Genomic DNA, 25,593 nt, shown 5'->3' on the forward strand with positions numbered 1-25,593 from the left:
TACTCTCAAAAACACCAAATCATGAAAACAAAACTCCAGGAAACATTAAGCCGGGCCAATGAAGTCATTTTCCGTTATCCAATGGTTCTGGCAGTGGCTTTATTAGCTGCAATCGGGGCCATCTGCATTGCTGAAACAGAGCTTGAAGAAGTTACAACGTATATTAAATTCACGATTTGTGCCTGCCTCGGAATTTCACTGATGTTTGCCCTGAAAATGGTATCACAGAGAATCGGGAAAGAATTATTATTACAGTTATGTGGTGTTGCTTTTCTTATTGGGTTCTACTGTATCCTGCCTGATAAAAAGAATAATTTCACCGAGGTCTATGCTTATATCATTGCTGTTACCGCTCTTCTCTCCCACTTATTGGTTTCTTTTATTCCGTTTCTTAAAAAAGACAGAGAACTCAGATTCTGGCAGTATAACAAAAATCTTTTTGTTAATTTTTTCCTTACCGTTGTATTTACAGGCGTTTTGACCGGCGGAGTTGAATTGGCCATTTTAGCTGTTGACAAGCTTTTTGATTTTCACTTTCATCACAGAAGTTATACAGATACATTTTTTGTTCTGGCTATTTTCGGAAGCAGCTTTATTTTTCTTTTATTCAGTGATAAAGGTTTAAATAATCTCGAAAAAGATGGAACCTATCCTGTTGTTTTAAAGTTTTTTACTCAGTTTATCTTAATCCCGCTGCTGCTTATTTACGTAGCGATTCTTTATTTTTATTCTTTTAAAATCCTTATTAACTGGCAGCTTCCCAGAGGCTGGGTTTCTTATCTTGTTCTGGCTTACAGCATTGTTGGAATTCTGGCGTTGCTTCTGGTACATCCATTAAAAGAGGAACATGCAAAATCATGGGTTAAGATATTTTCAAAAGCATTTTATTATACCATTGTTCCTTTGATTATTCTGCTTTTCACAGCTATTTTCACAAGAATTCTGGAGTATGGCTATACAGAACCAAGATATTTTGTTTTCCTTCTCGCACTTTGGCTCCTCAGCATTGTTGTTTACTTTATTTTCAGCAGAAAGGCAACGATAAAGTTTATTCCGGTCAGCTTATTTTTATTTGGTGCTTTTGCTTTAATCTTCCCTTATTTTAATGCTTTCAGTGTTGCTAAGAGAAGTCAGAAGACTGAGCTGATGAATATTTTAAATCAAAATCAGCTGATCAGTGCCGGTAAAATTAATTTTAATAAAAAAATTACGGATACAGTCCGTAATGAGATTGCTGATAAATTTGAATTTCTGGCGGAGAGAAAACAAGGCAAATTTTTATCAAATCTTCTGAATCAAAAAGATCAGGCAGAGTTATCCGATAACATTGAAAAAGGCACATTTTACAGCATCAATTATACTATTCAAAATAAATTTTCGGATGTAAATATTACTGTTAAAAACAAGCCTTACGAACTGAACAGAATTGTTCTTGTTCCTGAAAAACAAATTATAGGAATCGAAAATTATCAATATTTACTTTCTTTCCATCGTTACAGCAGAGATCCGCAGAAACTGAATGAAGATCAGTTTGAACTTACCGATCAGCTGACTGATAAATCTTCATTGATACTGAGACTAAATTCTAAAGAAGAAGTGGATTTCGGCCCGCAGATCATTCAGTTATTTGACGAAAATAAAAACAAGAACGGCACCGTAAAAGTTCCTGAAATAGCAATGGAATCTGATTTGGGCAAATACCACGTCAAGCTTATTTTCAATGAAATTACAAGAGAAAAATATTCTGACAATGAGCTGGCCAGCATTTATTACGAAAATGTTTACATCCTGATCAGGTTAAAATAACAGATTAAAAAAAAGACTGTCCTTGTGGCAGTCTTTTTTTATTGTATATAGAAAATATTTTATCTATTGGTTCCGGAACTCCATAGTGGAGTATAATCTCCGTAGATTACCAGGTTTCCGTCATTTTGTACGGAAAGCTTATTCGCTCCTCTGCGGGAAGTATTTGAACTCCAGACAGGTTTATTATAGGAATCATATACAACAAGGTTTCCATCAGCCTGAAATTCAGCTCTGCTTCCTTTATTATCTGTTCCGGCTGCCCAGATTACATCACCACTGTCATAGGATAAAACCAGATTTCCATCATTTTGGAATGCTAAATAATAACTGCCATTAGGTGAAAATACTTTTTCTCCCTTACGGAATCTGTGTCCTGTATTTACATTACCGTTTCCACGGCCAAAGCCATTATTTCTTCCGCCATTTTTCAAATCGCTTTTTGAGGCCCATAAAGGATTTGAACCATTATAAATCACAAGATTACCATCATCCTGAACCGTTAACCTTTCTGCTCTTCTGCCATTGGTATTAGAGCTGAAAGCAACTCCATTTCCCGGAGTATAAACGACTAAATTGCCATCCTCCTGAAAAACAGCTCTCACCCCTTTATTATTTGTTTTAGAATCCCACATTGAGGCACCCGCTCTATTGTATAAAACCAGATTACCGTCATTTTGAAAAATTAGATAATATCGGTTGTTACTTGCCCAATACTTTCTGTTTTGCTCCAGAGTCTGACCAGTGTAGATGTTTTGTGCATTGATTAATAATCCACCAAACACCATCATTAATGCTAATAAATGTTTTTTCATTATAATTTACTTTTTGATTGATTGATAATTTTCTAAAATTATGCCAAAACACCTCAATATTTCAATACAAAACTCTAATCAAATGATTTACTGGAAATTAAATTGCATAAAAAAAGCGGCTTAAAAGCCGCTTCATATTTTTACCAACGATTTCCGCCGCCTCCGCCACGGTTGTTGTTACCACCATAGCCTCCGCCTCTGTTGTTGTTGTTACCATAACCTCCGCCTCTGTTGTTGTCGAAGCTTCTTCTTGGCTTCTCCTCTCTTGGCTTAGCTTCAGATACGTTTAGAGCTTTTCCGTTGAATTCTTTTTGATTAAGAGCTTCAATAGCCTGCTGTCCTTCTTCATCACCCATCTCTACGAAACCGAAACCTCTGGAACGACCAGTTTCTCTGTCTGTAACGATTTTAGCTGATGATACGTCTCCAAATTCTGCGAATAGATCGTGCAACTCATACTCTTTAGTTGCGTAATTGATGTTTGAAACAAAAATGTTCATTTTAAATAAATTAAAAAATTAATAAAAATTTGGTATATAAAAGAAAAACAACATAAATTAATGAACAAATATTGATTCCAAATATAAACGTATGCAAGATACAATTAAAAATTTCAAATCAAAGCTTTTTTTACATATTTCTCACATTATGTTGAATCTCAAAAATCAAAAAACAACACAAACATAATAAAATACACTGATTTACAAATAGTTACATTTAAAAAATCAATTATATAAAATTAGTTAATTTTTTTTAAATAAAAAAGCCTTGGACATCTATAACTTTGAAAATCCATGAGATAGTATTCTATTCAATTAAAACTCAGAAATGAAACAACACACTACTAATTACATCAACACCTTTATTGAAGTAGCCGAAGACTGTCCGGTTTCCCGGGCTCAGATTCCTCCTGAGAAAAAAGAAAAAACAATTGCCAGCCTTCAATACGAGAAGCTTATAAAAAATCCTTATCAATATTCATCAGATGATATTATTTTTGAGTGTTATGTCATTAAAAATGATATTTCAGAAAATGAAAAACAGGAAGAAAGAGAAAAATTCTTTTCCAAAGGCCAAGCCTGCCTTCGATCTTCTCCATTAGCTAAAAGATACGGATTCGGAATCCACCATAATAAAGATAAGAAAGTAGCCCTGTTTCCTGTAGAAAGCAAAGAATATCAAACATTACTGAATGACACTTCTGTTACAAAAACAAAAGCCATGCGCTCCAAAAGGAAATGATTGAGAAAATGAATCACTATTTTCAGATCAATAAATGCTATTCTTTTGAAAACATCAGCTTTTAACACTAAATTTGTGCTACAAACTATTAAAAGATATGAACTACCATACAAGAAAATGGGTAAAACCAGAAGACTTAAATCCTAATCACTCTCTTTTCGGAGGAAGACTCCTTCAATGGATTGATGAAGAAGCTGCATTATATGCCATTATCCAGTTGGAAAACACAAAAGTGGTGACCAAATTTATCTCAGAAATTAATTTCGTAAGTTCTGCTAAGCAGGGTGACATTATAGAAATAGGAATTGAGGCCACTCATTTTGGTTCCTCTTCTGTTACTTTAAGGTGTGATGTAAGAAATAAAATGACCCATCAAACCATTATTACTGTAGAAAAAATCGTAATGGTAAACCTTGATGCGGAAGGCAACCCTTCTCCTCACGGCAAAACCCAGATTGAATTTGTAAAAGACAGGTTAAACAACAGTCTATGAGAATTTTCATAAAAAACATGGTTTGCAACAGATGCATTACGGCAGTAGAAAATATTTTCCGTAATGCAGATGTAAAAACAAGCTCTATTGTATTAGGTGCAGCAGAAACAGAAACTGAAGTTTCTCCTGAAAAAATGCAGGCCATAGAAAAAGAATTGCTTGATACAGGTTTTGAAAGAATCATGGATTCTTCGCATCAGATTATTGAAAAAATCAAAAACCTGATCATCATAAAGATCAGCGACCTTGATATTGCTGAAGATTTTCTGCTTTCAGAATTTTTAAGTTCAAAACTCCATAAGGACTACAGTTCACTTTCAAAAACATTTTCACAAAACGAAAATATCACCTTAGAACAGTTCTTCATTCTTCAGAAAATTGAAAAGGTAAAAGAACTTCTTCTCTACAATGAATTCAACCTTACTGAAATTGCCGGAAAGCTTGGCTATAAAAGCGTTCAGCATCTTTCTTCCCAATTCCGGAATATAACCGGCTTCACTCCTACTGAGTTCAAAAAACTCAAAGATCACAACCGCAAAGCACTTGACAATCTATAAGTTTGAGTGTTTGAGCGTTTAGGGGTGAAGGAGTTAAATACTCCTATCACACTTATAAACTCTCAAACTCTCACACCTTCTTACTCTTATACTCTCTAACCCTCAAACTCTTCCATTCCACCTAATTTTATAACTATTATCCTTAAATTTATAACAACCTTAGCCTTCCGTTTTGGAAATTTGTAGTATAAATTTAAGAATCATGGAACAACAGTATAAAATACTCGGAATGACCTGTTCCGGCTGCCAGAAAAAGATTTCAAATCAACTGAACAGTGTTGAAGGTGTACAAGCCGATGTCAATCTGGAAAACAATACCGCAACCATTACTTCCGATCATGGAGTAAAACTTTCAGTGCTAAATGATGCTTTGGCAGAAATAGGAAAATACAGGCTTGAAGACCCGAATAATCCTGAGAAAGCCTTTGTAAAACCTCAGGACCGGGTATCACCATCTTCTGTATACTATTGTCCAATGGAATGCGAAGGAGATAAAGTATATTTCAAACAAGGTGAAAGATGCCCTGTCTGCAAAATGTACCTGGTTCCCATTGAAGAAAAACTGGCCAAAGACCCCAATCATAAGCCAGCCTTTTCTGCAACCAATCTTCCGGAAAACTTTAATGACAGTATCGGAAAATACTATTGCCCTATGTTTTGTGAAGGTGATAAAGTGTACGATGAAAAAGGAGACTGCCCGGTCTGCCACATGCATTTAGAACCGATCACTGAACAACTTATACAAAAAGCACATGCACAACAGCATCAGTCTCACTCCCATGCTCATCATCATCATGATCACAACAGCCATAATCACGAAGCCCCCAAAGTAACTGAGGAAATGGCAGGTAGGTATTACTGTCCTATGTATTGTGAAGGTGATAAAACCTATGATTCCAACGTAGGGTGTCCTGTCTGCGGTATGGATCTGGTAAAGTATCCGGAAAAGAAAACCGCAAAATATACATGTCCTATGCATCCGGAAATTATTCGTGATGAACCTGGAGACTGCCCGATCTGCGGAATGGATCTCGTAAGAATGCCGGACAGCAGTGATGATGAAGAGGATGAAACATATAATATATTAAAGAGAAAGTTCATTACTTCACTGGCATTTACGATTCCGGTTTTCATCCTGTCAATGGGCGGAATGTTTATCAGTTTTCCTTTTTCCCATCAGATTCAGGGATTTATTGAACTTGCATTAACTATTCCGGTCATGTTTTATTCCGGATGGTTCCTGTTGAAAAGGGGCTGGGTTTCTTTTAAAACATGGAATCTCAATATGTTCAGCCTTATTGCGCTGGGTGTGGCTGCTGCATTTATTTTCAGTATTGTAGCTTTAGTATTTCCGGATATTATTCCGCATGAAATTCGCGGCCACAATCATGAAATTCCGTTATATTTTGAAGCAGTCTGTGTGATTTTAACCCTTGTTATTTTAGGCCAGTTAATGGAAGCCGCCGCTCATAAAAAAACAGGTAATGCCATCAAGGAACTCATGAATCTTTCACCGGACGAAGCCAACCTTATTATAAATGGTGAAGAAAAGAAAGTACTGCTTTCTCAAGTGAAAATCGGAGATTTATTAAAAGTAAAACCAGGTGAAAAAATTCCCGTGGACGGAAAAATTACCGAGGGAAATTCTATCGTAGACGAAAGTATGATCACGGGTGAACCTGTTCCCGTTGAAAAGAATGTGGATGATAAAGTGTCGTCCGGAACAATAAATGGCAACCAGGTATTTATCATGAAAGCTGAAAAAGTAGGTGATGAAACACTGCTTTCACAGATCATTAAAATGGTGAATGAAGCCAGCCGAAGCAAAGCGCCCATCCAGAAACTTACCGACAAAGTTGCAAAAGTATTTGTTCCTGTTGTAATTCTTATTGCTGTACTTACTTTTATCCTGTGGCAGTTTTTCGGTCCGGAAGGAAAAAGAACCTTATTTGCATTCGTGAACGCTGTTGCTGTTTTAATTGTAGCATGTCCATGTGCCCTGGGACTGGCCACCCCCATGTCCTTAATGGTAGGAATCGGGAAAGGTGCCAAAAACGGGATTCTGATCAAAAATGCTGAAGCTCTTGAACAAATGAATAAAGTAAATGTTCTGATTACAGATAAAACAGGAACTTTAACGGAAGGAAAACCTTCTGTAGAATATATTGAAACAGCAGCCGGAGATCAGAAGCAGATTTTACAGCTGGCTTTTTCATTGAATCAAAACTCAGAACACCCGCTTTCCAATGCGGTCATAAAAAGAGCAAAAGATGAAAGTATAACTTCTGAAAAAGTGGATCAGTTTGAAAATATTTCAGGAAAAGGAGTAAAAGGAAATATTAATGGCAAAACAGCTTATTTAGGAAATGAAAATCTGTTGATCTCACATCAGATCACTATTCCGGAAAGTTTAAAGCAAAAAGCTGTGCAAGTACAGTCAAAGGCACATACCATCTCTTATATCGCACAGGATCAGCACGTGCTTGGCTTCATAAGTTTTACAGATAAAATTAAAGAAAGCTCCAAAAAAGCAGTTAAACAGCTGATGAACGAAGGAATTGATATTATTATGATGACCGGAGATAATGAGCATACAGCCAAAGCTGTCGCTGATGAATTAGGAATTAAACATTTCAAAGCCAATTGTCTTCCGGAAGATAAACTGAACGAGGTAAAAAGACTGCAGCAACAAGGGAAGATCGTAGCCATGACCGGAGACGGAATCAATGATTCCCCTGCCCTTGCCCAGTCAAATGTAGGAATCGCTATGGGAACAGGAACAGATGTAGCTATTGAAAGCGCTGAGATTACTTTGTTAAAAGGAGATATTCTGGGTGTTGCAAAAGCTAAATTACTAAGTGAAAAGCTTCTCAAAAACATTAAAGAAAACCTATTCTTCGCTTTCATCTATAATGTACTGGGAGTTCCGATAGCGGCAGGATTATTGTATCCATTCTTTGGAATTCTGTTATCACCTATGATTGCAGCTGCAGCAATGAGCTTCAGTTCCCTGTCTGTGATTCTGAATTCATTGAGATTAAACTCGGTAAATCTGGATATAAAATAACATCATGACAAAAGAAAATCTTTACATAGGGTGTTCAGGATTTTATAATAACGACTGGAAAGGGTCATTATATCCCGAAAATGCCCCAAGCAAAGATTTTCTTTCTTTATACTCAAAAACATTCAACGCAGTAGAAATTAATTCTACTTTTTATAGAAAACCTACATCAAAAACACTTTTGAAATGGTATGATGAAACTCCCGGTTCTTTCAGGTTTTTCATTAAAATCCCAAAATCTATTACCCATCAAAACCGTCTTGAAAACTCAAAAGAAGACATAGCAGCATTCTGCAGTCATATCCACAGCCATCTGAAGGACAAACTCTCCGGATTTCTGTACCAACTTCCTCCATCCTTTAAAAATACTCCGGAAAATATAGAACGTATCATCAGTTCTATAGATCATACATTTCTGAATGTAATTGAATTCCGGCATAACTCATGGTGGCAAAAAGAAATCTTTGATCTGCTAAAAAGTCTGGGTATTGCTTTTTCCGGTGTAAGTTTTCCGGCTGATCTTCCTGAAGACTTGATTGTTAACCACCCTTCCATTCTCTATTACAGACTCCACGGAAAGCCTGTCCTTTACAAATCCGAATACAGCGAGGCCTTTTTGAATGAACTTGCCGGAAAAATTAAAAACTCTCAGCAAACCGCTTTTATATTTTTTAATAATACCTGGGGAACAGCGGCCATTAAAAATTCTCTATACTTAAAAAGCATTTTAGAAAAATAATTGTCTTTTATTGCAACAATTTGATGCTGCTCATAAAATAATTCCCTATTATATGAAGAATATTGAAACCTTAATAAAAATAGAGAAAACCTATTAGTTTCGCATTTATAAATGTTAAAGTTTAAATAAAAACAGGTTATAAATTTACAATGCACCGAGTAATAGAAATACCCTTTAAAATAAAGTTCTTAAAATAAACTTAAAAAGAAAAAAGCTGTACAGCATGGCATGTAATTTGTTAACTTTCAACTGTTATTTTTAACGATTTTTAACAATTTAAATTCCATTATCTTTATGAGAAAAATTTTTGCGGGAAAGTCAACAAATAAGACTTTTCTCGGGATGTTTGCATTGATGAGTGCAACTTCGGCTTTATTGTATAGCTGTAATTTTAAAAATGAAGTGAATAATGACCCCGTCGTCAGTTCACAAGAACATCCTTCCGCAGAAATTGTCCCTAAAATGGATGATGAAAGCGTAGATCCGGATAAAAGAGTGATCTACCTTACTTTCGATGACGGCCCCAATCAGGGAACCGAAAATCTTTTAAAAATTCTGGATAAAAGAAATGTTTGTGCAACCGCCTTTCTGGTAGGGAAACACGCCTATGGAAGCAAAAAACAGAAAGATGATTTACTGCTTCTGAAGCAAAACCCTCTTGTAGAACTGGCTAATCACAGCTTTAGCCATGCCCATAACAAATACACCGATTTTTATAAAAATGCGGAATTTGTAGTACACGATTTTGATATCGCCAAAGACAGCCTGAAGCTTACTGATAAAATAGCAAGAACTCCCGGAAGAAATATCTGGAGGCTCAACAATATTAATGTAACTGATATTAAAAGCTCTACTGCAGCTGCAGATGGTCTTAAAAAAGCAGGTTACAAGGTAATCGGCTGGGATCTTGAATGGAGACCTTCCCAGAAAATGACTTTAAAAGGAAGCCATGAAGCAATGATTAAGAAAGTGGACAGTATTTTCTTTAACGATCTTGAGAAAACTTCGAGACACCTTGTTTTCCTTACTCATGATCAATACCTCAGAGATACAGATTCTATCAATGAGCTGGATCTGTTTATTGAAAAACTGCAGAAAAGCAACAAGTTTGTTTTCAGAAAGATTTCTCAGTATCCTAAGATCAATGAAGTCTTGAATTAATTTTTGTTTGAAAAGGGCCATGTAAAATGTATTCATCGCTGGCAACTGTCAGGGAATTTTCGGAAATTTGCATCTATGAGTATTAAAGAAAATTATAAATCCATAAAAGATCAGCTGCCGTCCCATGTTCAGCTGGTTGCTGTTTCAAAAACACACCCTGTTTCTGCAGTACGGGAAGTATATGATCTGGGGCAAAGAGTTTTTGGAGAAAATAAGGTACAGGAACTGATGGAGAAATATCCTCTCCTTCCTCAGGATATTCAATGGCACCTTATCGGCCATTTGCAGACCAATAAAGTAAAATACCTTGCACCTTTCATAGACACGATACAAAGTGTGGATTCTGAAAAATTATTAGCAGAAATCAACAAAGAATCAGGAAAAAACAATAGGGTAATTAAGGTTCTGCTGCAGGTAAAAATTGCGGCTGAGGAAAGTAAATTCGGGCTTGAAATCTCTGAAGCAAAAGATCTGTTTCAACAGTATGTAGAGAGTCAGTTTCCCAATGTTGAAATTACCGGCTTAATGGGAATGGCAACATTCACGGATGATGAGCAACAGATCAGAAATGAATTTTTAAAACTAAAGGGGCTTTTTGATGAATTAAATCAATTAAAAACACTGAATACATTATCAATGGGAATGAGTGATGATTTCCCGGCAGCTATTGAGTGTGGGGCTAACTCTGTGAGGGTTGGATCTGCGATTTTTGGAAGAAGAGACTATTCAAAATAGAATATTTAGGTACAGTTTTTGCTAATAATTGAAACAAAAAATTTAAATTTGCAACTATGCAAAAAATCCTTATAGTAGAAGACGAAAAAGCAATCTCGGGAGTACTTCACAGTATTCTTTCGGATGAACTAACCGATTATGAATTTGTTATCGCTGAAGATGGCCTTGAAGGTTACAAACAGGTAGAAAAAGAAGATTTCGCATTGGTGATTTCTGATATTAAAATGCCTAAACTTTCAGGAACTGAACTTTTGAAGCAAAGTCTCGCATTAAAACCAGAAACTACTTTTATCATGATCTCAGGCCACGCAGACATTGATTCTGCTGTTTCCTGTTTGAAAGAGGGTGCATACGATTTTATCTCCAAGCCAATTGATATCAACAGATTGATCACGAGTGTAAAAAACGCTTTGGTGAAGGAAACCCTGAAGAAAGAAAACAAAAATCTTCAGACTGAAAACAAAACCTTAAAAAGAAAAGTAAATAAAAAATACCAGATGATCGGTGATTCTCCTGCTCTTCAAAAGATTCAGGATATGATCGAAAAAGTAGCCGCTTCGGATGCCAGAGTTCTGATTACAGGACCTAACGGTGCCGGAAAAGAATTGGTAGCCCACGCCATCCACAATCAAAGTGAACGTGCAAGAGGTCCTATGATAGAGGTAAACTGTGCTGCAATCCCATCTGAACTTATTGAATCTGAACTTTTCGGACACGTAAAAGGATCTTTTACAGGAGCTATTAAAGACAAGCAGGGAAAATTTGAACAGGCTAACGGTGGTACGATTTTCCTTGATGAGATTGGTGATATGAGTCTTATTGCTCAGGCTAAGGTATTGAGAGCGCTTCAGGAAAGCAAAGTTTCTCCTGTAGGAAGTGATAAAGAAATAAAAGTTGACGTAAGAGTAATTGCGGCAACCAATAAAAATATGCAGAAAGAAATTGAGGAAGGGAAATTCAGAGAAGACCTTTACCACAGACTTTCCGTTATTGAAATCTATGTTCCGCCATTGGATGACAGAAAAGAGGACATCAAATTGCTGGTTGAGCATTTCTCAGGTATGATTGCTGATGAGCATGGTACTGCTGTGAAAAAGTTTGATGATAAAGCTGTTGATGCTTTAAAATCTCTTTCATGGACTGGAAATATCAGGGAATTAAGGAATGTTGTGGAAAGATTGATTATTCTTGGTGGAAACACTGTTTCTGAAGGTGACGTTGCAAGTTTTGTAAGGAAATAATAAAGCTATTATTTACGATACTATAAAAATTTGCAGTGTTCCACTGCAAATTTTTTTTTGCCTTATTTGAATTATAAACTATATGAATCTTAAAATATTATGAAATTTTTAAACAAAAACTATACAAAAGAATGCCTGACTTTGGCTCTGCCTGTGATGCTTACCCAGGTGGGGCAGGTTTCGGTCAACTTATTCGATAATATTATTGTCGGAAAACTTTTGGGTGCTGATGCACTGGCATCCGTTTCATTGGGTAATGCTGTGTTTTTCTCCATATTTGTATTAGCGTTGGGCTTTTCATTTGCTATCCCGCCATTGGTTTCGGAAGCACATTCAAAACAGGATCATGCTACAATCAATTCTGTTTTCAGCCATGGATTCATCATCAACATGTCTGTTGGGGTGATTCTGATGGTTATTTTACTTTTGGGAATGCCTCTACTCTATCACTCCGGGCAGCCGGCTAAGATTATTCCTGATACGGTAGGTTTCTTAAGTATAATGGTGGTCAGTATGATCCCATTTATGGCATTTCAGACACTTCGTGAAGTTTCTGAAGGCTTATCCTATACCATTGGAGTTACCAAGGCAACCATTATTGCAAATGTTATCAATATTGCCTTAAATTATGTCTTTATCAAAGGACTTTGGGGAATTCCAGCGATGGGTGTACAGGGTTCTGCTCTGGCTACCTTGATTTCCAGAATTTTCATGGTTGTTTTCCTTTATTTTGTTTTGGTAAAAGAAGAAAAAACAAGACGTTATATCAAAGATTTCTCATTAAAAATTAAGGATTTCTCGAAGCAAATGTTTGATAAAATGGTGAAACTGGGGCTGCCTACAGCTTTACAGATGTTCTTTGAAGTAACAGCTTTCGCCGGAGCTGCATTTATCTGCGGATTAATCTCCGCTCATGATATTGCCTCTCACCAGATTGCATTAAGTATGGCCTCTTTCACTTTTAACTTATGTGTTGGGTTTAGTGTTGCTTCTACAGTAATGATCGGCAGAAAAGTGGGTGAACAGAATTTTGTGGAACTCAGAAAAGTTGGAATCAACAACCTGAAAATTGCCTTTATCTTCATGTGCATCTGTGGACTGGTATTTATTTTAGGAAGAAATATACTTCCGACTTTCTTCACGAAAAAAGAAGAGGTAGAGGTTATTATGCTTGCATCAAAACTAATGATTATTGCCGCACTGTTCCAGCTTTCTGACGGAATCCAGGTAACAGCTTTAGGAATGTTGAGAGGGTTGCAGGATGTGAAAATCCCATCTATTTATACTTTTATCGCCTATTGGGTGATTACTATTCCTTTGGGATATTTCTTCTGTGTTACTTTGGAAATGGGCGCATTCGGAATGTGGATTGCACTCGGATTAGGATTAACAGTTTCCGCTGTTTTCCTGGTTAAACGATTCCTGAATATGTCTGCAAAAAGAATTAAGCAGAATTCATAAAAGTAAAAAAGGCTGTTTCAGTATTTGAGACAGCCTTTTTTATATTCGTTAATTTGCAATAAAGCATTAATCTATATTCTCTCGCAGATCTTATTGATTACGCAGATTTTTTTACGATATAAGTGCATCAATCTATTCTCTTTCCTAGAATCTTCAGACTTCTCTCAACGCCATCTAAAATTGCTACATTAGGAAGACTTCCCCAATCTTCAAACCCAAAATATCTGAACAGTTTTAAACTAGGCTCATTGTGAAGGAAAATAAGTGCTACAAGGTTTTTCACCCCAAATTTTCCGGCATTATCAATACAATACTGAAGAATTGTTTTACCATATCCTTTTCCTCTGCAGGTTTCATCCAGATAAATGCTTACTTCCACCGTTCCGTTGTATGCTGCTCTCTCATGAAATGAACTGAAGCTTACCCATCCAACAATCTGGCTCTGTTCATCTTCAACCACCCAAAGCGGTCTTGTCTGAGGATTGTGTTCTTCAAACCACTTTAATTTGCTTTCTACAGAGACTTCTTCCATATCTGCAGTAACCATTCTTGAAGCAATTGTTGAATTATAGATCGCTACGATTTTATTTAAATCTGCCAATTCAGCATTTCTGAACTTTAATTTTTCCATGGATGAATATTCAACTTAATTTTATACAAAAATAGTAAATTTTTAAAACACCCCATTAAAACCCATACTTAAATTGTTAATTTTAATTATTTATAACAAAACACCCCTTAAAAACATTAAAAAAACATCTTTAATTAAAAAAAATATTTTTTTTGTTGGAATACGCAAAGGCGCAATGGAATTGAAAGATCGAATATTTTGAAGGCGCAAAGATTTTATCTCCGATAAAATTGAATACTGGTTATTTTTTAATCACACGAAGATTTTACTAATTAAGCAAATTATAATAAAAAAGCTCATAGTCATCACTTGCTGAGAATCTTTGATTTTCTTGCGCCTTAAAATTATATACAAGGATTAAAAAAAATTTGCGTCTTTCCGATTTTCCAACAAAAGAATGATGTTTAAAAATTATAAATAAGCGTTGAAAAAACCTTACATCTTTTTGCTTGTCAACGAAATTATTTCAAATCCTTCAAGATCCTATTCAAGCTCCTTCCCGTAATTCCGAGATAGGCCGCCATATCTTCTTTTGAAATCTGAATTTCCTGTTTGGACTGCATATTCAATAATTGGGTTAAAGTATGTTCTACCGTATAAAGCTGTTGATAAGAAGCCCTGCTGGAAGTATTGATAATTCGTTCTGCAAATGAATCCAGCAACAGATGATTCAGCGTAAGATCATTATTGATCAACGATTTAAAATAAGAAACTGTTATTTCATAAACAGTTACCTCAGATACTGCCTTTACCCCGCATAAGCAATTGATATTTTTGATCAATTCCACTTCTCCAAGAATCTCACCTTTTCCCAGAAATTCGACAATGTATTCTTTTCCGTTCTCTTCGGTAAAATAGCATTTGGCAATTCCTTCTTTGATTAACATGACCTTTGACAACAGCTGATCCTGAACCAGAATATTTCCATCCCTGGAAAAAGACTTGAAGATTACTTCTTCTCTGTCCTGCTGCTGATAAAGTTCTTCAAAATAGCTTAAAAATGCCTGATTGGTTCTTAACATATGGATCCGGGACAAATGTCCTTTGCTTATTGATATATTATACTGAATTTTGAGAACAGAAAATTACAAAACAAAAATGAATAATCATATTACTACTATCGCCTTTGATGCAGATGATACTCTTTGGATCAACGAACCCTATTTTCAAGAGGCAGAAAAAGAGTTCTGTATGCTGCTTGAGGACTATCTTCCACAGCATTCGGTATCGCAGGAATTATTTAAGACAGAAATGCAGAATCTCCACCTGTACGGTTACGGAGTAAAGGGATTTATGCTTTGTATGATTGAGACGATTGGCAGGGTTTCCAATAACACCGCTTCGCTGGAACTGGTAAACAAAGCCATTCAGCTGGGGCAGAATCTTCTTCAGAAGCCTATTGAATTATTGGATGGAGTTACAGAGACTCTTGAAAGCTTAAAGGGAAAATACAGGCTGGTTGTGGCTACAAAAGGAGACCTTCTGGATCAGGAACGTAAACTGAAAAACTCAGGATTACAGGACTATTTCCATCATATTGAGATCATGAGTGACAAAAAAGAAAATGATTATAAAAAACTCTTGAAACATCTGGACTGCAAACCTGAAAACTTCCTGATGCTTGGGAATTCTATAAAATCAGACGTTCTGCCGGTATTGGAAATCGGAGGTTTTGCAGCTCATATTCCTTATCATGTCACATGGAGTCATGAACAGCATGATGTTAATCTGGAACATCCGAATTTTATGGAACTTAAGAGTGTTGATGAAATTCTGAAGCATCTTTAATATGTAAACCATTAAGGTCTATTAAGAAAGTAAAATTATTAAGATAAGCTTCGCTTTAAAGAAAAACTTAATGCATATTCTATAACGTTTTAATTAATACCTTTTAATTCCGTATTTATATTTTTTAATCAAAAAAAAGAGACTGTTTGTGATAAACAGTCTCTTTTGTAATTTATTTCTTCAAACATTTTTCAAGGAACTGATCCTGTTCCCATAAAAGGTGTAAGATATTTTCTTTAGCCTGATATCCATGGGCTTCTTTTGGAAGAAGAACCATTTTTACCGGAGCCCCAAGGTTTTTCAATGCCTGAAAGTATCTTTCAGTCTGTAAAGTGAAAGTTCCCGGATTGTTATCTGCATCACCATGAATCAGAAGAAGTGGTGTTTTCATTTTATCAGCGTTCATGAACGGAGACATTTTATTGTAAATCTCCGGAACATCCCAGTAATTTCTCTGCTCACTCTGGAATCCGAATGGTGTCAAGGTTCTGTTATAAGCTCCACTTCTTGCAATTCCGCACGCAAAAAGGTTTGAATGCGTCAAAAGGTTTGCAGTCATAAATGCCCCGTAAGAATGTCCTCCAACAGCTACTTTCTTTCTGTCAATATACCCCAGATGATCCACGGCATCAATGGCTGCTTCAGCATTTGCAACCAACTGAGGAATAAAAGTATCATTAGGCTCTGTTTTTCCTTCGCCAATAATCGGGAAAGCAGCATCATCCAGAACAGCATATCCTTTAGTAGTCCAGTATACAAAAGATCCGTAATACGGGAATGTAAAGTCGTTCGGATTTTGGGTATTCTGCCCTGCTGTATTTTTATCTTTATATTCGGTAGGATAAGCCCAAATCAGCAACGGAAGCTTCTCTTTTTTCGTTTTTCTGTCGTAATTGGCAGGAAGATAAAGAGTTCCCGTTAAAGTTACCCCATCATTTCTTTTGTAAGTAATTACTTCTTTGTAAACGTCTTTGATACTTTCAAAGGGATTTGCGAAGTTGGTTACGGCTTCTGCTTTATTAGATTTAATATTCTTTTTAAAATAATTAGGATAAAGGCTTGGTGACTGTTGAGTTGTAAGAATTTCCCCTTTTGAAGCATTAAGAATATCAATAATCTCTTCTTTACCGTTTTTTACATTAGAGGTATAAAGTCTTTTCTTTTTCAGTGACTTCACATCCATTTCATCAATAAAAGGATGCTGCCCGTCTTTGGTAAATCCATCTCCGATCAGGTAGGCTTTTCCTCCTTTCATATCTATTACATATCTCCCGTACTGATTTTTTGTTGTATTAAAATTTCCAGGATCACTGTAAACGTCCTGATAATTTCTGTCATCAAAAACTTTAGATTCTCCGTTATTCGTATCTATCAGGTAAGATTTTGTATTTCTTGTGTCATACCAGCCTTCGGAAACAATAGCATAATGATCATTAGTCCAAACTACATCATCATATCTCTGCTTTGTTTTGAAGAATGATTTCGGAGCTGCTGTAAATGGCGCTTCCCAGGTAAATACCTCGTCTCTGAAATCAGCTGTTTTAGACTGATCTCCTCCATCCAAAGCTTCAGCATAAGTAAGCGTAGCAGGAGCATCACTTCTCCATGCCATATCTCTTTTTCCGGTTCTTACCGATGAGAATCCTTTCGGCATGATTTCATTCAAAGGAACTTCATTCACTGTTTTCACAGCGTTTCCTTTCATATCATATACAACCGTTGTTGATGGAAATCTGTTGAGCGGAACGATATAAGAAAACGGCTTTTTAATCGTTGTAGCCATCAGATAATTTCCGTCCGGAGAAAAACTCAAGCCGGCATACATATCCTGATCTTTCAATTTCTTAAGATTTCCTGTAAGATCTACATTATAAATTTCAGAAGCAGTAAGCGTTTCAAAGTTTTTTTCATCCTGAGGATTTTTTAAAAGATCCTGATAAGTTCTGTTTTGGGAAACTTTACCATCTGCTGTTGAAACAATCGGACCGGTTGGAAGATCTTTGGCTGCATCTATAAGAGCAGATCTGTTTGGCGGAAGTGTTCTGATCAGAAAGCTCTGAGAGTCATTATACCATACATAAGGCATTCCTAAGTTGGCATTCAGATTATCCGATGTAATTTTTTTGGCAGAAGCTGTTTCCATATCTACAATCCAAAGCTCTACTCCTTTATTTGTTGTATTGGTAAAAGCCAGCTTCTTCTCATCCGGTGAAAACGAAACATAGGCAATTTTCGGATTGGAAGGAAGATTTTTCACCTGAATCTCACTTTTATCATTGATCTTTCTGATCTTCAGATTATTGGAGTAGGTCATACTGCTTGAGATATTGGTCACCGGATTGATTCTAAGCCCGCCGAGCTTCATTTCATTCTGGCTCAGATCTTCCAGGGTTTTATATGTTGGACGGTAAGTAAAAACTACCCAGTCTTTTTTGCTGTTCATCAGAACACTTGGAGGTCTTTCATAATCTGCCAGTTTTAAGATCTCAGCAGAAGGTTTCTGATACGTAATATTTTCCTGTGCATCATAAAAATTGAGAAATGCCAAAAGGCAAATAGTCAGTTTTATCTTCATATAAATTCATTTTCTACGAATGTAGTAAATTTTAACAGATTTCTAACATTAAAAAATAAGACTCTTTTTGGTGTCATATTTATTTTTTCATTACTTTTATCTTACAAATTAAAATAGTATGAAAAATTTAAGAAAATTATCAAAGAGCAATTTGAAAACAATTAAAGGAGGAAGTGCTCCATTATGTGATCCAGGATACATGGCCTGCAGAGTAGGCAAAACTCCAAGTGGAGCTCCTATCTGGGATTGCCTACCTCATTGCAATTATTAAGAACAAAAAATGCACTTCATTTCCTGAAGTGCATTATTATTTTATCTTATTATAAAGTTACCAGTCTGAAGCTCTTTTTCTTCTTTCTATCATATGATCCACAGAAACTTTTCCAGCTCCGATTACCATGAGTAAAAGATAGACAGAAAGATAGACAAGCGCCATTTCCCTTTTCTCAAAGGGATCTGCTCCATGTACTGCAAAAGCAGCGATGATCATGGTAAAGACCAGAAAACCTAAAGCGACTCTTGTAAAAAGCCCTAATATAAGGAGTATTGAACAAACAAATTCAGCAAAAACCGTAAGAATCAGAGATATCTGAGGCCCTAGTCCCATAAAATCGAAAAACTCAATTTTACCGCCAGCCAATAACATCTGAAGTTTTGGAAAGCCATGAGACAGCATTGCAAAACCAACAAATACTCTCACTGCTAATAAAATAACATCTTTAGGTACTGAGCTCCAACTTGAATTATTATAGTTCATTTACTAAAAAATTTATACTAAGGTAATAAAAATCTTTTAATACAACGGGATTCCGGCTATTTTAGTTTACCTGTAACCGAAATTTTTAAGATCTCTGTCATTCTTTCTCCAGTCTTTTTTCACTTTCACAAATAAGTTTAAATGAATTTTTTTGGTGAAAAACTTTTCCAGATCTAATCTTGCTTCAGTTCCTACTTTTTTGATCGCTTCTCCTTTGTGTCCAATAATAATTCCTTTCTGAGTATCTCTTTCTACATAAATAATAGAATCTATGAAGATAATTCCTTCTTTCTCTTTGAACTGCTCAGTCACTACTTCTACTGAGTATGGAATTTCCTTATCATAATTCAAAAGGATTTTCTCACGTATTGCCTCATTTACAAAGAATCTTTCGGGCTTATCCGTGTACTGATCTTTATCGTAGTAAGGAGGATTTTCAGGAAGTAAAGATTTTATTTTAGGTAAAATAACCTCTGTATTGAAGGCATTCAAAGCAGAAATAGGCAGAATTTCAGCTTTCGGAATTCTGTTGTGCCAGTCTTCTACTAATTTTTCAAGGCCTGCCTGATCGGTCTGATCTACTTTATTTAATAAAAGAAGTACAGGTACAGGGATTTTATTCAGTTTATCAATTAAAAATTCTGATGGTTCCGCTTTATCGGTAACGTCTACAATAAACAGGAAAACATCGGCGTCCTGTAAAGAGTCTTTTACAAAATCCATCATTTTTTCCTGCAATCCGTATTTTGGATCCAATACTCCCGGAGTATCAGAAAATACAATCTGAAGGTCATCTTCATTATAAATACCAAAAATTCTGTGGCGGGTTGTCTGAGCTTTCTGCGTTACAATCGCCAACTTCTCTCCCATTAATTGGTTGAGCAAGGTCGATTTTCCCGCATTGGGCTTTCCAACTATATTTACAAATCCTGCTTTGTGCATAAAAATAATATTACGAACTGCAAAGTTACTAAAACAAAATTGGTCTTTACAGTTAATCTCAATATTTAAAAGAAAAAAGAGAGTTATTGGACTTTACATTCCTTTTCAATCAAATATTTAACTGCGTACTCCAACTGACGGCTTTGCTTTTTCTGTAAAAACCATAAAATAATTTTGCATTGCATTGTCTAAAACTGATATTTTTGAATATTAGAATTCATCTTTATGAATATAGACCAGATTCTTGATCAGATTTACATCCTGCCTGAAACATCAAAAAACAGTTTGAAAAATCACATCACTGAGGTTTCTCATCCTAAAGGCTTTTGCCTTATGGAAGCTGATAAAGTGATTCCTTATCTCTATTTTATCCGCAAAGGAATTGCACGTGCCTATTCGTCAACTGCGGATAATGATATTACATTCTGGTTTGGAAGTGAGGGACAGTGCATTCTTTCTATGAAAAGCTATGTGGAGGACAAACCCGGCTATGAAAGCATAGAGTTACTGGAAGACTGTGATCTGTACAGAATGGAAACGGAAAACCTCAGAAAACTGTTCAATGAAGATATTCATATTGCCAATTGGGGTCGAAAACTGGCAGAAGCCGAGATGATAAAATCCGAAGAGCTGATTATTTCCAGACAGTTCAAAACTTCTCTGGAACGTTATAAAGATATTATGACCTATCAGCCTGATCTGCTTAAAAGAGTTCAGCTGGGTTATATTGCTTCGTATCTTGGGATAACGCAAGTAAGTTTGAGCAGGATACGGGCAGAAATCAAGTAGATTGAAAAATTTAAGGATTTAAAAATTCTGTAATGTTTTGGCTAAAGCCAAAGGAATGATCATAATCAATTTTTCTTCCAGCTCCCACCTTCCTTTCTTAAAAACCACCTTCATTTTTTAACAATTGTAAAATTTTTTCTCCTGTCAAATTCTGAACTTTGCAGTAGAAAAAATTTAAAAAATGAATTGGTTAATATTAGTTATCGCGGGATTATTTGAAGTTGCCTTTGCATCATGTCTGGGGAAGGCAAAAGAAACATCAGGAACTGAGATGTACCTGTGGTATACCGGTTTCCTGATAACAATGACGATCAGTATGCTTTTGCTGATCAAAGCTACTCAGACCTTACCAATCGGAACAGCTTATGCGGTATGGACAGGAATAGGCGCGGTAGGAACGGCTTTAATGGGAATTATTTTCTTTAAAGATCCTGTAAGTTTCTGGAGAGTTTTCTTTATTGTAACACTTATTGGGTCTGTGGTAGGCTTGAAGGCAGTGTCTTCATCACACTAAAAAGGGCATAAACTTTTATCTATATTTAAAAATGGAACCGTCTTCGTACTGAAGGCGGTTTTTGCTTTCTCATTTTTATTTAACGTAATAGAACTGAGAAATAAGAAATTCCCTATCTTTATGGGAAACTATTTAACCTATGAAAAAATTTCTATTCCTTTTCGCTGGCAGTTTATTAGCTGCGCAGCAAACTTCCGAACTGCTTAACAACAACTGGTATATTTCCAAAATGGTAACAAGCAGCGGCCAGACCACCAATACTCCTTTGATCGATAACGGAGTTCCTGCCACTACATTCAATTCAGCAGGAGGAACAAGCTATGTTATTAACTCCAGATATTATAACACATCCATGATGAGTTTCGGGGTCATGCCCGGAGGTAATAATCTCATCAAAACAGCAAGCTCGTGTACTCTTTTGTTTTATAATGGAGGAAATGCAGGACCAGTTCGCGCCTATGATCAGAAAAACTGTGATGCGTATGTTTTAGGAGCTTACGGATCTATATACAGCTATCAGATCACAACTAACGGCAACATCAAAACACTTATGATCACAGATCCTTCAGGAAACAAAATATATTATAACAATACTGCACAACTGAGCACTAAAGAAGCTCAAACAGCCACAAAAACATTTAAAGCATATCCAAACCCTGTAAAAGAGGTTTTACATCTTGAAAACATTGATAGAAACCTTTCGATTAAGATCTATGATCTGTCAGGAAAACTGGTATTTGAAACTACAACGAATAGCAACACAACATCAATTGATACAAGTAACTTACAAAAGGGGCAATATATTGTAACGGTAGAAAATTATAAATCCTATCCTTTTGTCAAAGAGTAAAAAGAACCTTTCATTTATATAAAAACCCGCTTCAATGTTGAAACGGGTTTTATTTTATTTTTTATAAACGATAGGCAAGATTTCATTGTGTCTCAAGCCATATTTTTTAATTTCTTCTTCTGAGAATTTCTGTGAATAGAAGTTCGGTTCTGTTTCAAAACCTGCTTTTCTTAAGCGGTCGAAATAATCCATTCCGTACCAGCGGACGTGATCATATTGGCCGAAGTGCTTCTGGCGTTCTTTCGGATCTTTAATGGTAAAATCTTCATAAGTTTTCTCCAATGAATTTTTCATCGGAACCTGAAGAATTCCCCATCCGCCGGGCTTCATAACCCTGTACAGTTCACTTATTGCTTTGGCATCGTCTTCGATATGTTCCAGAACGTGGTTACAGAAAATAATATCAAAACTTTCATTTTCAAAAGGTAAATCCAGAATATCTGCCTTTACATCTACAATTGGAGAGTACAAGTCTGCTGAAATGTAGTTCAGATTACTCATTCTCTTGAATTTCCTTAAAAATTCCTGTTCGGGAGCAATATGCAGAACTTTATAATTCTTAATAAAAAAATCAGTTTCGTTCTGAAGATAAAGCCACATCTGGCGGTGTCTCTCCAGGCTTAAAGTTCCGGGAGAAAGAGCATTTTCTCTTTGTTTTCCATATCCGTACGGAAGGAATTTTCTGTAAGATCTTCCATCAATAGGATCATAAAACTGATCACCTTTGAAAAACTGATAAATAAGCGGTCTTGCCCAAATACTCATTTTAATAAGCATAGGGCGTGGAATTTTATTCAGTAAAAGTTTCGTTACCTTTTTCATTAAAAATCCAGTTGGAACTGCTTTTCTTCATCACTTACAATCCCTAAAGCCTCATATACATAATCAAATGTTGAAAGCAATACCGGTTTACCGTTGATTACGGCTACATCATGCTCAAAGTGAGCAGAAGGCATGTTATCTAAAGTCGTTACCGTCCAGCCGTCATTATGAAACTTCACTTTTTCAGTTCCCATATTAACCATTGGCTCGATAGCAATTGCCAAACCGTCTTTAATTACTTTTCCGCTTCCTTGTCTTCCGTAGTTTGGAACCTGTGGATCTTCGTGCATTTTTCTTCCTAAACCGTGTCCTACAAGCTCTCTTACCACTCCATATCCTTCTTTTTCACAATGTGCCTGGATTGCGTGGGAGATATCTCCTATTCTCTTTCCTCTGACAACCTGCTCAATTCCTTTGTATAAAGATTCTTTGGTAACCTGCAGTAATTTTTTAACCTCAGGTTTCACTTCCCCGATTTCAAAAGTGTAGGCATGATCTCCTACGAAACCATTAAGGATCACTCCACAGTCTACAGAAAGAACATCTCCTTCTTTTACTACATCCTTGTTTGGAAACCCATGAACTACCTGCTCATTCGGAGAGATACAAAGAGAGTTCGGGAATCCTCCATATCCTAAGAATGCAGGCTCAGCACCATGATCTTTAATAAAATCATGAGCCAGTTTATCTAAATATAAGGTCGTAATCCCTGGTTTAATTTCTTTTGCCAACATTCCCAATGTTTTAGAAACCAGTCGGGCACTCTCCTTCATCAGACGTAATTCGTCTATCGTTTTTAATTGAATCATTGTATATAGATGTTAGATATTAGATGTTAGAAGCTAGATTACAGCATTATGTGTATTTCTATATTATAACCATCTATAGAATTTTTCTGATAAAAAAAGAAGCTTTGATTTGACATTAAAAACTAATTTCTAATATCTGGCTTCTAATCTATACTACCAGAAAAGTCCTTTTTTCTTTTCTTTTTTAAGTTTTGAATAGGCAAGAACTTCTTTCCCTTCTACACGGAACTCTATTCTTTCCTGAATAATATTGTAGATCTCACCCCATCCCGGGAAACCTCCTAAATTCCTGTCGTCAATAAACCAATCTGCATCTAATTTTCTGGATTGAGTTTCATGATCAAAAACTTCCCCTTCAAAACTTGAATTCACAGCGTAAAATTCAATCCCGTTTTTTTGACAGAATTCTACAGCTTCATCTAATGTTTTTCCGTGTCTGTATGTCCAAAGTATAAGTCTGTATCCTTCAGCCTGAAGTCTTTTCAAAGTTTCAAATGCAAAAGTTTTCGGTTTTCCAATTGCCGGGTAAGCATCGTCTACAATAGTCCCGTCAAAGTCAACAGCAATCTTTTTATTATTTAACATTTTGTTGTTTTTTTAGCTTTGCAAAGATAAGAAATAAAAAGAGTGCCCAAAAGAAAGGCACTCAATAGTTTTATATTTTAAATAATAATGTAAATCTTATTAGCTTTTTACCCATCTGAACTGGAACTGAAGATCCGGAGTAGAAACTCTGTCTGTGATCTTCTGAAGCCTTGCAGGAAGCTTCATCAGGTATTCCTGAGCTTTTTCTGCTTTTTCTGTAAGTCCTTTTACGTGCTCAATTTTCCATTCATCCAAAAGGTCTTTCATAATATTGATATAATCCTGACCTGTGTATACCATACATCTTTGGGCTGCATCTGAAAAATGTCCCCAAAGTTCACCAGCCTTTTGTCCGGACTGTCTCATCAGGTGAGCAGGCATTACAATCTTTTTACGCATCATATCTTCAAATGCAAGAATCATTTCTGAAGGGTCTACTTCCAGAATTTTCGCTACGAAATGTTTGTATGCTTTAGCGTGTCTTGCTTCATCTGCAGCAATTACCCCACACATTTTTGCCAATTTCCCGTTTCCGGATTGTTTAGCCAGCGTACCTACTCTTCTGTGAGAGATATTGGTAGCTGTTTCCTGAAAGCTTGTATAGATGAAGTTTCTGTACGGGTCCATACTTGTTCCCAAATCGAAACCATCATTAATCAGATATTGCGTGGTAATTTCAACCTCTCTCATATTTACTCTTCCGCACAGATAAAGATACTTGTTTAATAAATCTCCGTGTCTGTTTTCTTCAGCAGTCCATGCTCTTACCCAATTGGACCAGCCTAATCTTTCTTCCTGATTGATTCCGTCAACTCCCATTAACCAAGACTCATAGGAAGGAAGAGCTTCTTCTGTGATACAGTCCCCGATAAGGGTTACGAAAAGATCATAAGGCATTTCGCGGGCAAAAGTCTGAATTTCTTCTAAGTCATGTTTAAAATCATCGCTTGAAGGATCTGGTAAATAATCGGAAGGCTGCCAAATTTTTTCAATTGGCGTTAAAAATTTATCAAGAAAAGAACCTACTTCCTTTTCCAATAATCCCATTACTTCTTTCCTAACAAGCTTTTGATACATTTTACTATTCAGTTTTAATTTACAAAGATATGATTTATTTATTATTTAACGCATAATAAAGTATGCAACTCATACCTTATCTGATATAAATCATAAAAGAATGCCGTCATACAAAGTATAACGGCATTCTTTTGACAATATTA

Annotated in this window: 26 protein-coding genes; 15 read left to right on the top strand and 11 right to left on the bottom strand. The window is 36.0% G+C overall.

Features of this window, described 5'->3' with window-relative positions; all coding sequences use genetic code 11:
• The first annotated feature begins 21 nt into the window (after positions 1-21).
• Positions 22-1,806, top strand: coding sequence for a DUF4153 domain-containing protein (locus FW781_RS17925; RefSeq protein WP_149388671.1), 1,785 nt, complete (start codon positions 22-24; stop codon positions 1,804-1,806).
• A gap of 59 nt (positions 1,807-1,865) precedes the next feature.
• On the opposite strand, the gene FW781_RS17930 is transcribed toward FW781_RS17925, so the two are convergent.
• Together FW781_RS17930 and FW781_RS17935 are read right to left on the bottom strand one after the other, a co-directional pair.
• Positions 1,866-2,618 (bottom strand): hypothetical protein, encoded by a 753-nt coding sequence (locus FW781_RS17930; RefSeq protein WP_149388672.1) that lies wholly within the window; start codon positions 2,616-2,618, stop codon positions 1,866-1,868.
• Between the two features lie 140 nt (positions 2,619-2,758).
• Entirely contained in the window at positions 2,759-3,118 is a 360-nt protein-coding gene (locus FW781_RS17935) for an RNA recognition motif domain-containing protein (protein WP_149388673.1), read from the bottom strand.
• 328 nt (positions 3,119-3,446) lie between these two features.
• On the opposite strand from FW781_RS17935, the gene FW781_RS17940 reads away from it, so the two are divergent.
• The 9 genes from FW781_RS17940 to FW781_RS17980 all read left to right on the top strand — a co-directional run bounded on the left by FW781_RS17940 (position 3,447) and on the right by FW781_RS17980 (position 13,311).
• The gene (locus FW781_RS17940) at positions 3,447-3,860 is read left to right on the top strand and encodes a DUF6157 family protein (RefSeq protein WP_149388674.1); all 414 of its coding nucleotides are present in this window, start codon (positions 3,447-3,449) and stop codon (positions 3,858-3,860) included.
• Positions 3,861-3,957: 97 nt separating this feature from the next.
• Positions 3,958-4,353: an acyl-CoA thioesterase gene (locus tag FW781_RS17945; RefSeq protein ID WP_047384576.1), complete on the top strand. Its 396-nt coding sequence runs from the start codon at positions 3,958-3,960 to the stop codon at positions 4,351-4,353.
• The gene (locus FW781_RS17950) at positions 4,350-4,910 is read left to right on the top strand and encodes a helix-turn-helix domain-containing protein (RefSeq protein WP_149388675.1); all 561 of its coding nucleotides are present in this window, start codon (positions 4,350-4,352) and stop codon (positions 4,908-4,910) included. The genes FW781_RS17945 and FW781_RS17950 overlap by 4 nt, the downstream gene beginning before the upstream one ends.
• Positions 4,911-5,112: 202 nt before the next feature.
• Positions 5,113-7,977 (top strand): heavy metal translocating P-type ATPase, encoded by a 2,865-nt coding sequence (locus FW781_RS17955; protein WP_149388676.1) that lies wholly within the window; start codon positions 5,113-5,115, stop codon positions 7,975-7,977.
• 4 nt (positions 7,978-7,981) lie between these two features.
• Positions 7,982-8,713, top strand: coding sequence for a DUF72 domain-containing protein (locus FW781_RS17960; RefSeq protein WP_149388677.1), 732 nt, complete (start codon positions 7,982-7,984; stop codon positions 8,711-8,713).
• Between the two features lie 294 nt (positions 8,714-9,007).
• On the top strand, positions 9,008-9,874 hold the full coding sequence (locus FW781_RS17965) for a polysaccharide deacetylase family protein (protein WP_149388678.1): 867 nt from the start codon (positions 9,008-9,010) through the stop codon (positions 9,872-9,874).
• Between the two features lie 75 nt (positions 9,875-9,949).
• Complete coding sequence (locus tag FW781_RS17970; protein WP_149388679.1) at positions 9,950-10,609, top strand: YggS family pyridoxal phosphate-dependent enzyme; 660 nt, start codon at positions 9,950-9,952, stop codon at positions 10,607-10,609.
• 56 nt (positions 10,610-10,665) lie between these two features.
• Positions 10,666-11,850: a sigma-54-dependent transcriptional regulator gene (locus FW781_RS17975; protein ID WP_149388680.1), complete on the top strand. Its 1,185-nt coding sequence runs from the start codon at positions 10,666-10,668 to the stop codon at positions 11,848-11,850.
• Positions 11,851-11,949: 99 nt separating this feature from the next.
• The gene (locus FW781_RS17980; RefSeq protein ID WP_149388681.1) at positions 11,950-13,311 is read left to right on the top strand and encodes an MATE family efflux transporter; all 1,362 of its coding nucleotides are present in this window, start codon (positions 11,950-11,952) and stop codon (positions 13,309-13,311) included.
• A 127-nt stretch (positions 13,312-13,438) separates the two neighbouring features.
• Here the strand turns inward: FW781_RS17980 and FW781_RS17985 are convergent, their stop codons facing one another.
• A complete protein-coding gene (locus tag FW781_RS17985; RefSeq protein ID WP_149388682.1) occupies positions 13,439-13,942 on the bottom strand; it encodes a GNAT family N-acetyltransferase in 504 nt (167 codons plus the stop codon).
• A gap of 461 nt (positions 13,943-14,403) precedes the next feature.
• Positions 14,404-14,964 (bottom strand): Crp/Fnr family transcriptional regulator, encoded by a 561-nt coding sequence (locus FW781_RS17990; protein WP_149388683.1) that lies wholly within the window; start codon positions 14,962-14,964, stop codon positions 14,404-14,406.
• A gap of 76 nt (positions 14,965-15,040) precedes the next feature.
• Between FW781_RS17990 and FW781_RS17995 the strand changes: the two genes are divergently transcribed.
• Positions 15,041-15,730, top strand: a complete 690-nt coding sequence (locus tag FW781_RS17995; RefSeq protein ID WP_149388684.1) for an HAD family hydrolase — start codon at positions 15,041-15,043, stop codon at positions 15,728-15,730.
• 172 nt (positions 15,731-15,902) lie between these two features.
• On the opposite strand, the gene FW781_RS18000 is transcribed toward FW781_RS17995, so the two are convergent.
• On the bottom strand, positions 15,903-18,305 hold the full coding sequence (locus FW781_RS18000; protein WP_149388685.1) for an alpha/beta hydrolase family protein: 2,403 nt from the start codon (positions 18,303-18,305) through the stop codon (positions 15,903-15,905).
• Between the two features lie 118 nt (positions 18,306-18,423).
• On the opposite strand from FW781_RS18000, the gene FW781_RS22850 reads away from it, so the two are divergent.
• The gene (locus tag FW781_RS22850; protein ID WP_449386662.1) at positions 18,424-18,576 is read left to right on the top strand and encodes a bacteriocin-like protein; all 153 of its coding nucleotides are present in this window, start codon (positions 18,424-18,426) and stop codon (positions 18,574-18,576) included.
• Positions 18,577-18,633: 57 nt separating this feature from the next.
• On the opposite strand, the gene FW781_RS18005 is transcribed toward FW781_RS22850, so the two are convergent.
• A complete protein-coding gene (locus FW781_RS18005) occupies positions 18,634-19,062 on the bottom strand; it encodes a DoxX family protein (protein WP_149388686.1) in 429 nt (142 codons plus the stop codon).
• A 66-nt stretch (positions 19,063-19,128) separates the two neighbouring features.
• Entirely contained in the window at positions 19,129-20,004 is an 876-nt protein-coding gene (gene era / locus FW781_RS18010; RefSeq protein WP_047384549.1) for a GTPase Era, read from the bottom strand.
• A gap of 225 nt (positions 20,005-20,229) precedes the next feature.
• On the opposite strand from era, the gene FW781_RS18015 reads away from it, so the two are divergent.
• The 3 genes from FW781_RS18015 (at position 20,230) to FW781_RS18025 (ending at position 22,157) form a co-directional block, all read left to right on the top strand.
• Positions 20,230-20,793 (top strand): Crp/Fnr family transcriptional regulator, encoded by a 564-nt coding sequence (locus tag FW781_RS18015; RefSeq protein ID WP_149388687.1) that lies wholly within the window; start codon positions 20,230-20,232, stop codon positions 20,791-20,793.
• Between the two features lie 181 nt (positions 20,794-20,974).
• Positions 20,975-21,307 (top strand): DMT family transporter, encoded by a 333-nt coding sequence (locus FW781_RS18020; RefSeq protein WP_077414420.1) that lies wholly within the window; start codon positions 20,975-20,977, stop codon positions 21,305-21,307.
• Positions 21,308-21,446: 139 nt separating this feature from the next.
• Positions 21,447-22,157 carry a T9SS type A sorting domain-containing protein gene (locus FW781_RS18025; RefSeq protein WP_149388688.1) on the top strand — a complete coding sequence of 237 codons (711 nt, stop codon included), beginning with the start codon at positions 21,447-21,449 and terminating at the stop codon, positions 22,155-22,157.
• Positions 22,158-22,211: 54 nt separating this feature from the next.
• Here the strand turns inward: FW781_RS18025 and FW781_RS18030 are convergent, their stop codons facing one another.
• From FW781_RS18030 to FW781_RS18045, 4 genes are all read right to left on the bottom strand, one after another.
• Positions 22,212-22,979 carry a class I SAM-dependent methyltransferase gene (locus FW781_RS18030; protein ID WP_149388689.1) on the bottom strand — a complete coding sequence of 256 codons (768 nt, stop codon included), beginning with the start codon at positions 22,977-22,979 and terminating at the stop codon, positions 22,212-22,214.
• Positions 22,979-23,788: a type I methionyl aminopeptidase gene (map, locus tag FW781_RS18035; RefSeq protein ID WP_149388690.1), complete on the bottom strand. Its 810-nt coding sequence runs from the start codon at positions 23,786-23,788 to the stop codon at positions 22,979-22,981. The genes FW781_RS18030 and map overlap by 1 nt, the downstream gene beginning before the upstream one ends.
• A gap of 153 nt (positions 23,789-23,941) precedes the next feature.
• Positions 23,942-24,373 carry a BT0820 family HAD-type phosphatase gene (locus FW781_RS18040; protein ID WP_047384534.1) on the bottom strand — a complete coding sequence of 144 codons (432 nt, stop codon included), beginning with the start codon at positions 24,371-24,373 and terminating at the stop codon, positions 23,942-23,944.
• A 99-nt stretch (positions 24,374-24,472) separates the two neighbouring features.
• Positions 24,473-25,450 (bottom strand): acyl-ACP desaturase, encoded by a 978-nt coding sequence (locus tag FW781_RS18045; RefSeq protein ID WP_149388691.1) that lies wholly within the window; start codon positions 25,448-25,450, stop codon positions 24,473-24,475.
• Between the last annotated feature and the right edge of the window lie 143 nt (positions 25,451-25,593).

The organism is Chryseobacterium panacisoli, assembly GCF_008274625.1.
GTDB classification, from domain to species: domain Bacteria; phylum Bacteroidota; class Bacteroidia; order Flavobacteriales; family Weeksellaceae; genus Chryseobacterium; species Chryseobacterium panacisoli.

Bases quoted from the DNA above. Each gene is read 5' to 3' on its own strand.
- FW781_RS17925 (WP_149388671.1), top strand. From the start codon at position 22: ATGAAAACAAAACTCCAGGAAACATTAAGCCGGGCCAATGAAGTCATT.
- FW781_RS17930 (WP_149388672.1), bottom strand. From the start codon at position 2,618: ATGAAAAAACATTTATTAGCATTAATGATGGTGTTTGGTGGATTATTA.
- FW781_RS17935 (WP_149388673.1), bottom strand. From the start codon at position 3,118: ATGAACATTTTTGTTTCAAACATCAATTACGCAACTAAAGAGTATGAG.
- FW781_RS17940 (WP_149388674.1), top strand. From the start codon at position 3,447: ATGAAACAACACACTACTAATTACATCAACACCTTTATTGAAGTAGCC.
- FW781_RS17945 (WP_047384576.1), top strand. From the start codon at position 3,958: ATGAACTACCATACAAGAAAATGGGTAAAACCAGAAGACTTAAATCCT.
- FW781_RS17950 (WP_149388675.1), top strand. From the start codon at position 4,350: ATGAGAATTTTCATAAAAAACATGGTTTGCAACAGATGCATTACGGCA.
- FW781_RS17955 (WP_149388676.1), top strand. From the start codon at position 5,113: ATGGAACAACAGTATAAAATACTCGGAATGACCTGTTCCGGCTGCCAG.
- FW781_RS17960 (WP_149388677.1), top strand. From the start codon at position 7,982: ATGACAAAAGAAAATCTTTACATAGGGTGTTCAGGATTTTATAATAAC.
- FW781_RS17965 (WP_149388678.1), top strand. From the start codon at position 9,008: ATGAGAAAAATTTTTGCGGGAAAGTCAACAAATAAGACTTTTCTCGGG.
- FW781_RS17970 (WP_149388679.1), top strand. From the start codon at position 9,950: ATGAGTATTAAAGAAAATTATAAATCCATAAAAGATCAGCTGCCGTCC.
- FW781_RS17975 (WP_149388680.1), top strand. From the start codon at position 10,666: ATGCAAAAAATCCTTATAGTAGAAGACGAAAAAGCAATCTCGGGAGTA.
- FW781_RS17980 (WP_149388681.1), top strand. From the start codon at position 11,950: ATGAAATTTTTAAACAAAAACTATACAAAAGAATGCCTGACTTTGGCT.
- FW781_RS17985 (WP_149388682.1), bottom strand. From the start codon at position 13,942: ATGGAAAAATTAAAGTTCAGAAATGCTGAATTGGCAGATTTAAATAAA.
- FW781_RS17990 (WP_149388683.1), bottom strand. From the start codon at position 14,964: ATGTTAAGAACCAATCAGGCATTTTTAAGCTATTTTGAAGAACTTTAT.
- FW781_RS17995 (WP_149388684.1), top strand. From the start codon at position 15,041: ATGAATAATCATATTACTACTATCGCCTTTGATGCAGATGATACTCTT.
- FW781_RS18000 (WP_149388685.1), bottom strand. From the start codon at position 18,305: ATGAAGATAAAACTGACTATTTGCCTTTTGGCATTTCTCAATTTTTAT.
- FW781_RS22850 (WP_449386662.1), top strand. From the start codon at position 18,424: ATGAAAAATTTAAGAAAATTATCAAAGAGCAATTTGAAAACAATTAAA.
- FW781_RS18005 (WP_149388686.1), bottom strand. From the start codon at position 19,062: ATGAACTATAATAATTCAAGTTGGAGCTCAGTACCTAAAGATGTTATT.
- era (WP_047384549.1), bottom strand. From the start codon at position 20,004: ATGCACAAAGCAGGATTTGTAAATATAGTTGGAAAGCCCAATGCGGGA.
- FW781_RS18015 (WP_149388687.1), top strand. From the start codon at position 20,230: ATGAATATAGACCAGATTCTTGATCAGATTTACATCCTGCCTGAAACA.
- FW781_RS18020 (WP_077414420.1), top strand. From the start codon at position 20,975: ATGAATTGGTTAATATTAGTTATCGCGGGATTATTTGAAGTTGCCTTT.
- FW781_RS18025 (WP_149388688.1), top strand. From the start codon at position 21,447: ATGAAAAAATTTCTATTCCTTTTCGCTGGCAGTTTATTAGCTGCGCAG.
- FW781_RS18030 (WP_149388689.1), bottom strand. From the start codon at position 22,979: ATGAAAAAGGTAACGAAACTTTTACTGAATAAAATTCCACGCCCTATG.
- map (WP_149388690.1), bottom strand. From the start codon at position 23,788: ATGATTCAATTAAAAACGATAGACGAATTACGTCTGATGAAGGAGAGT.
- FW781_RS18040 (WP_047384534.1), bottom strand. From the start codon at position 24,373: ATGTTAAATAATAAAAAGATTGCTGTTGACTTTGACGGGACTATTGTA.
- FW781_RS18045 (WP_149388691.1), bottom strand. From the start codon at position 25,450: ATGTATCAAAAGCTTGTTAGGAAAGAAGTAATGGGATTATTGGAAAAG.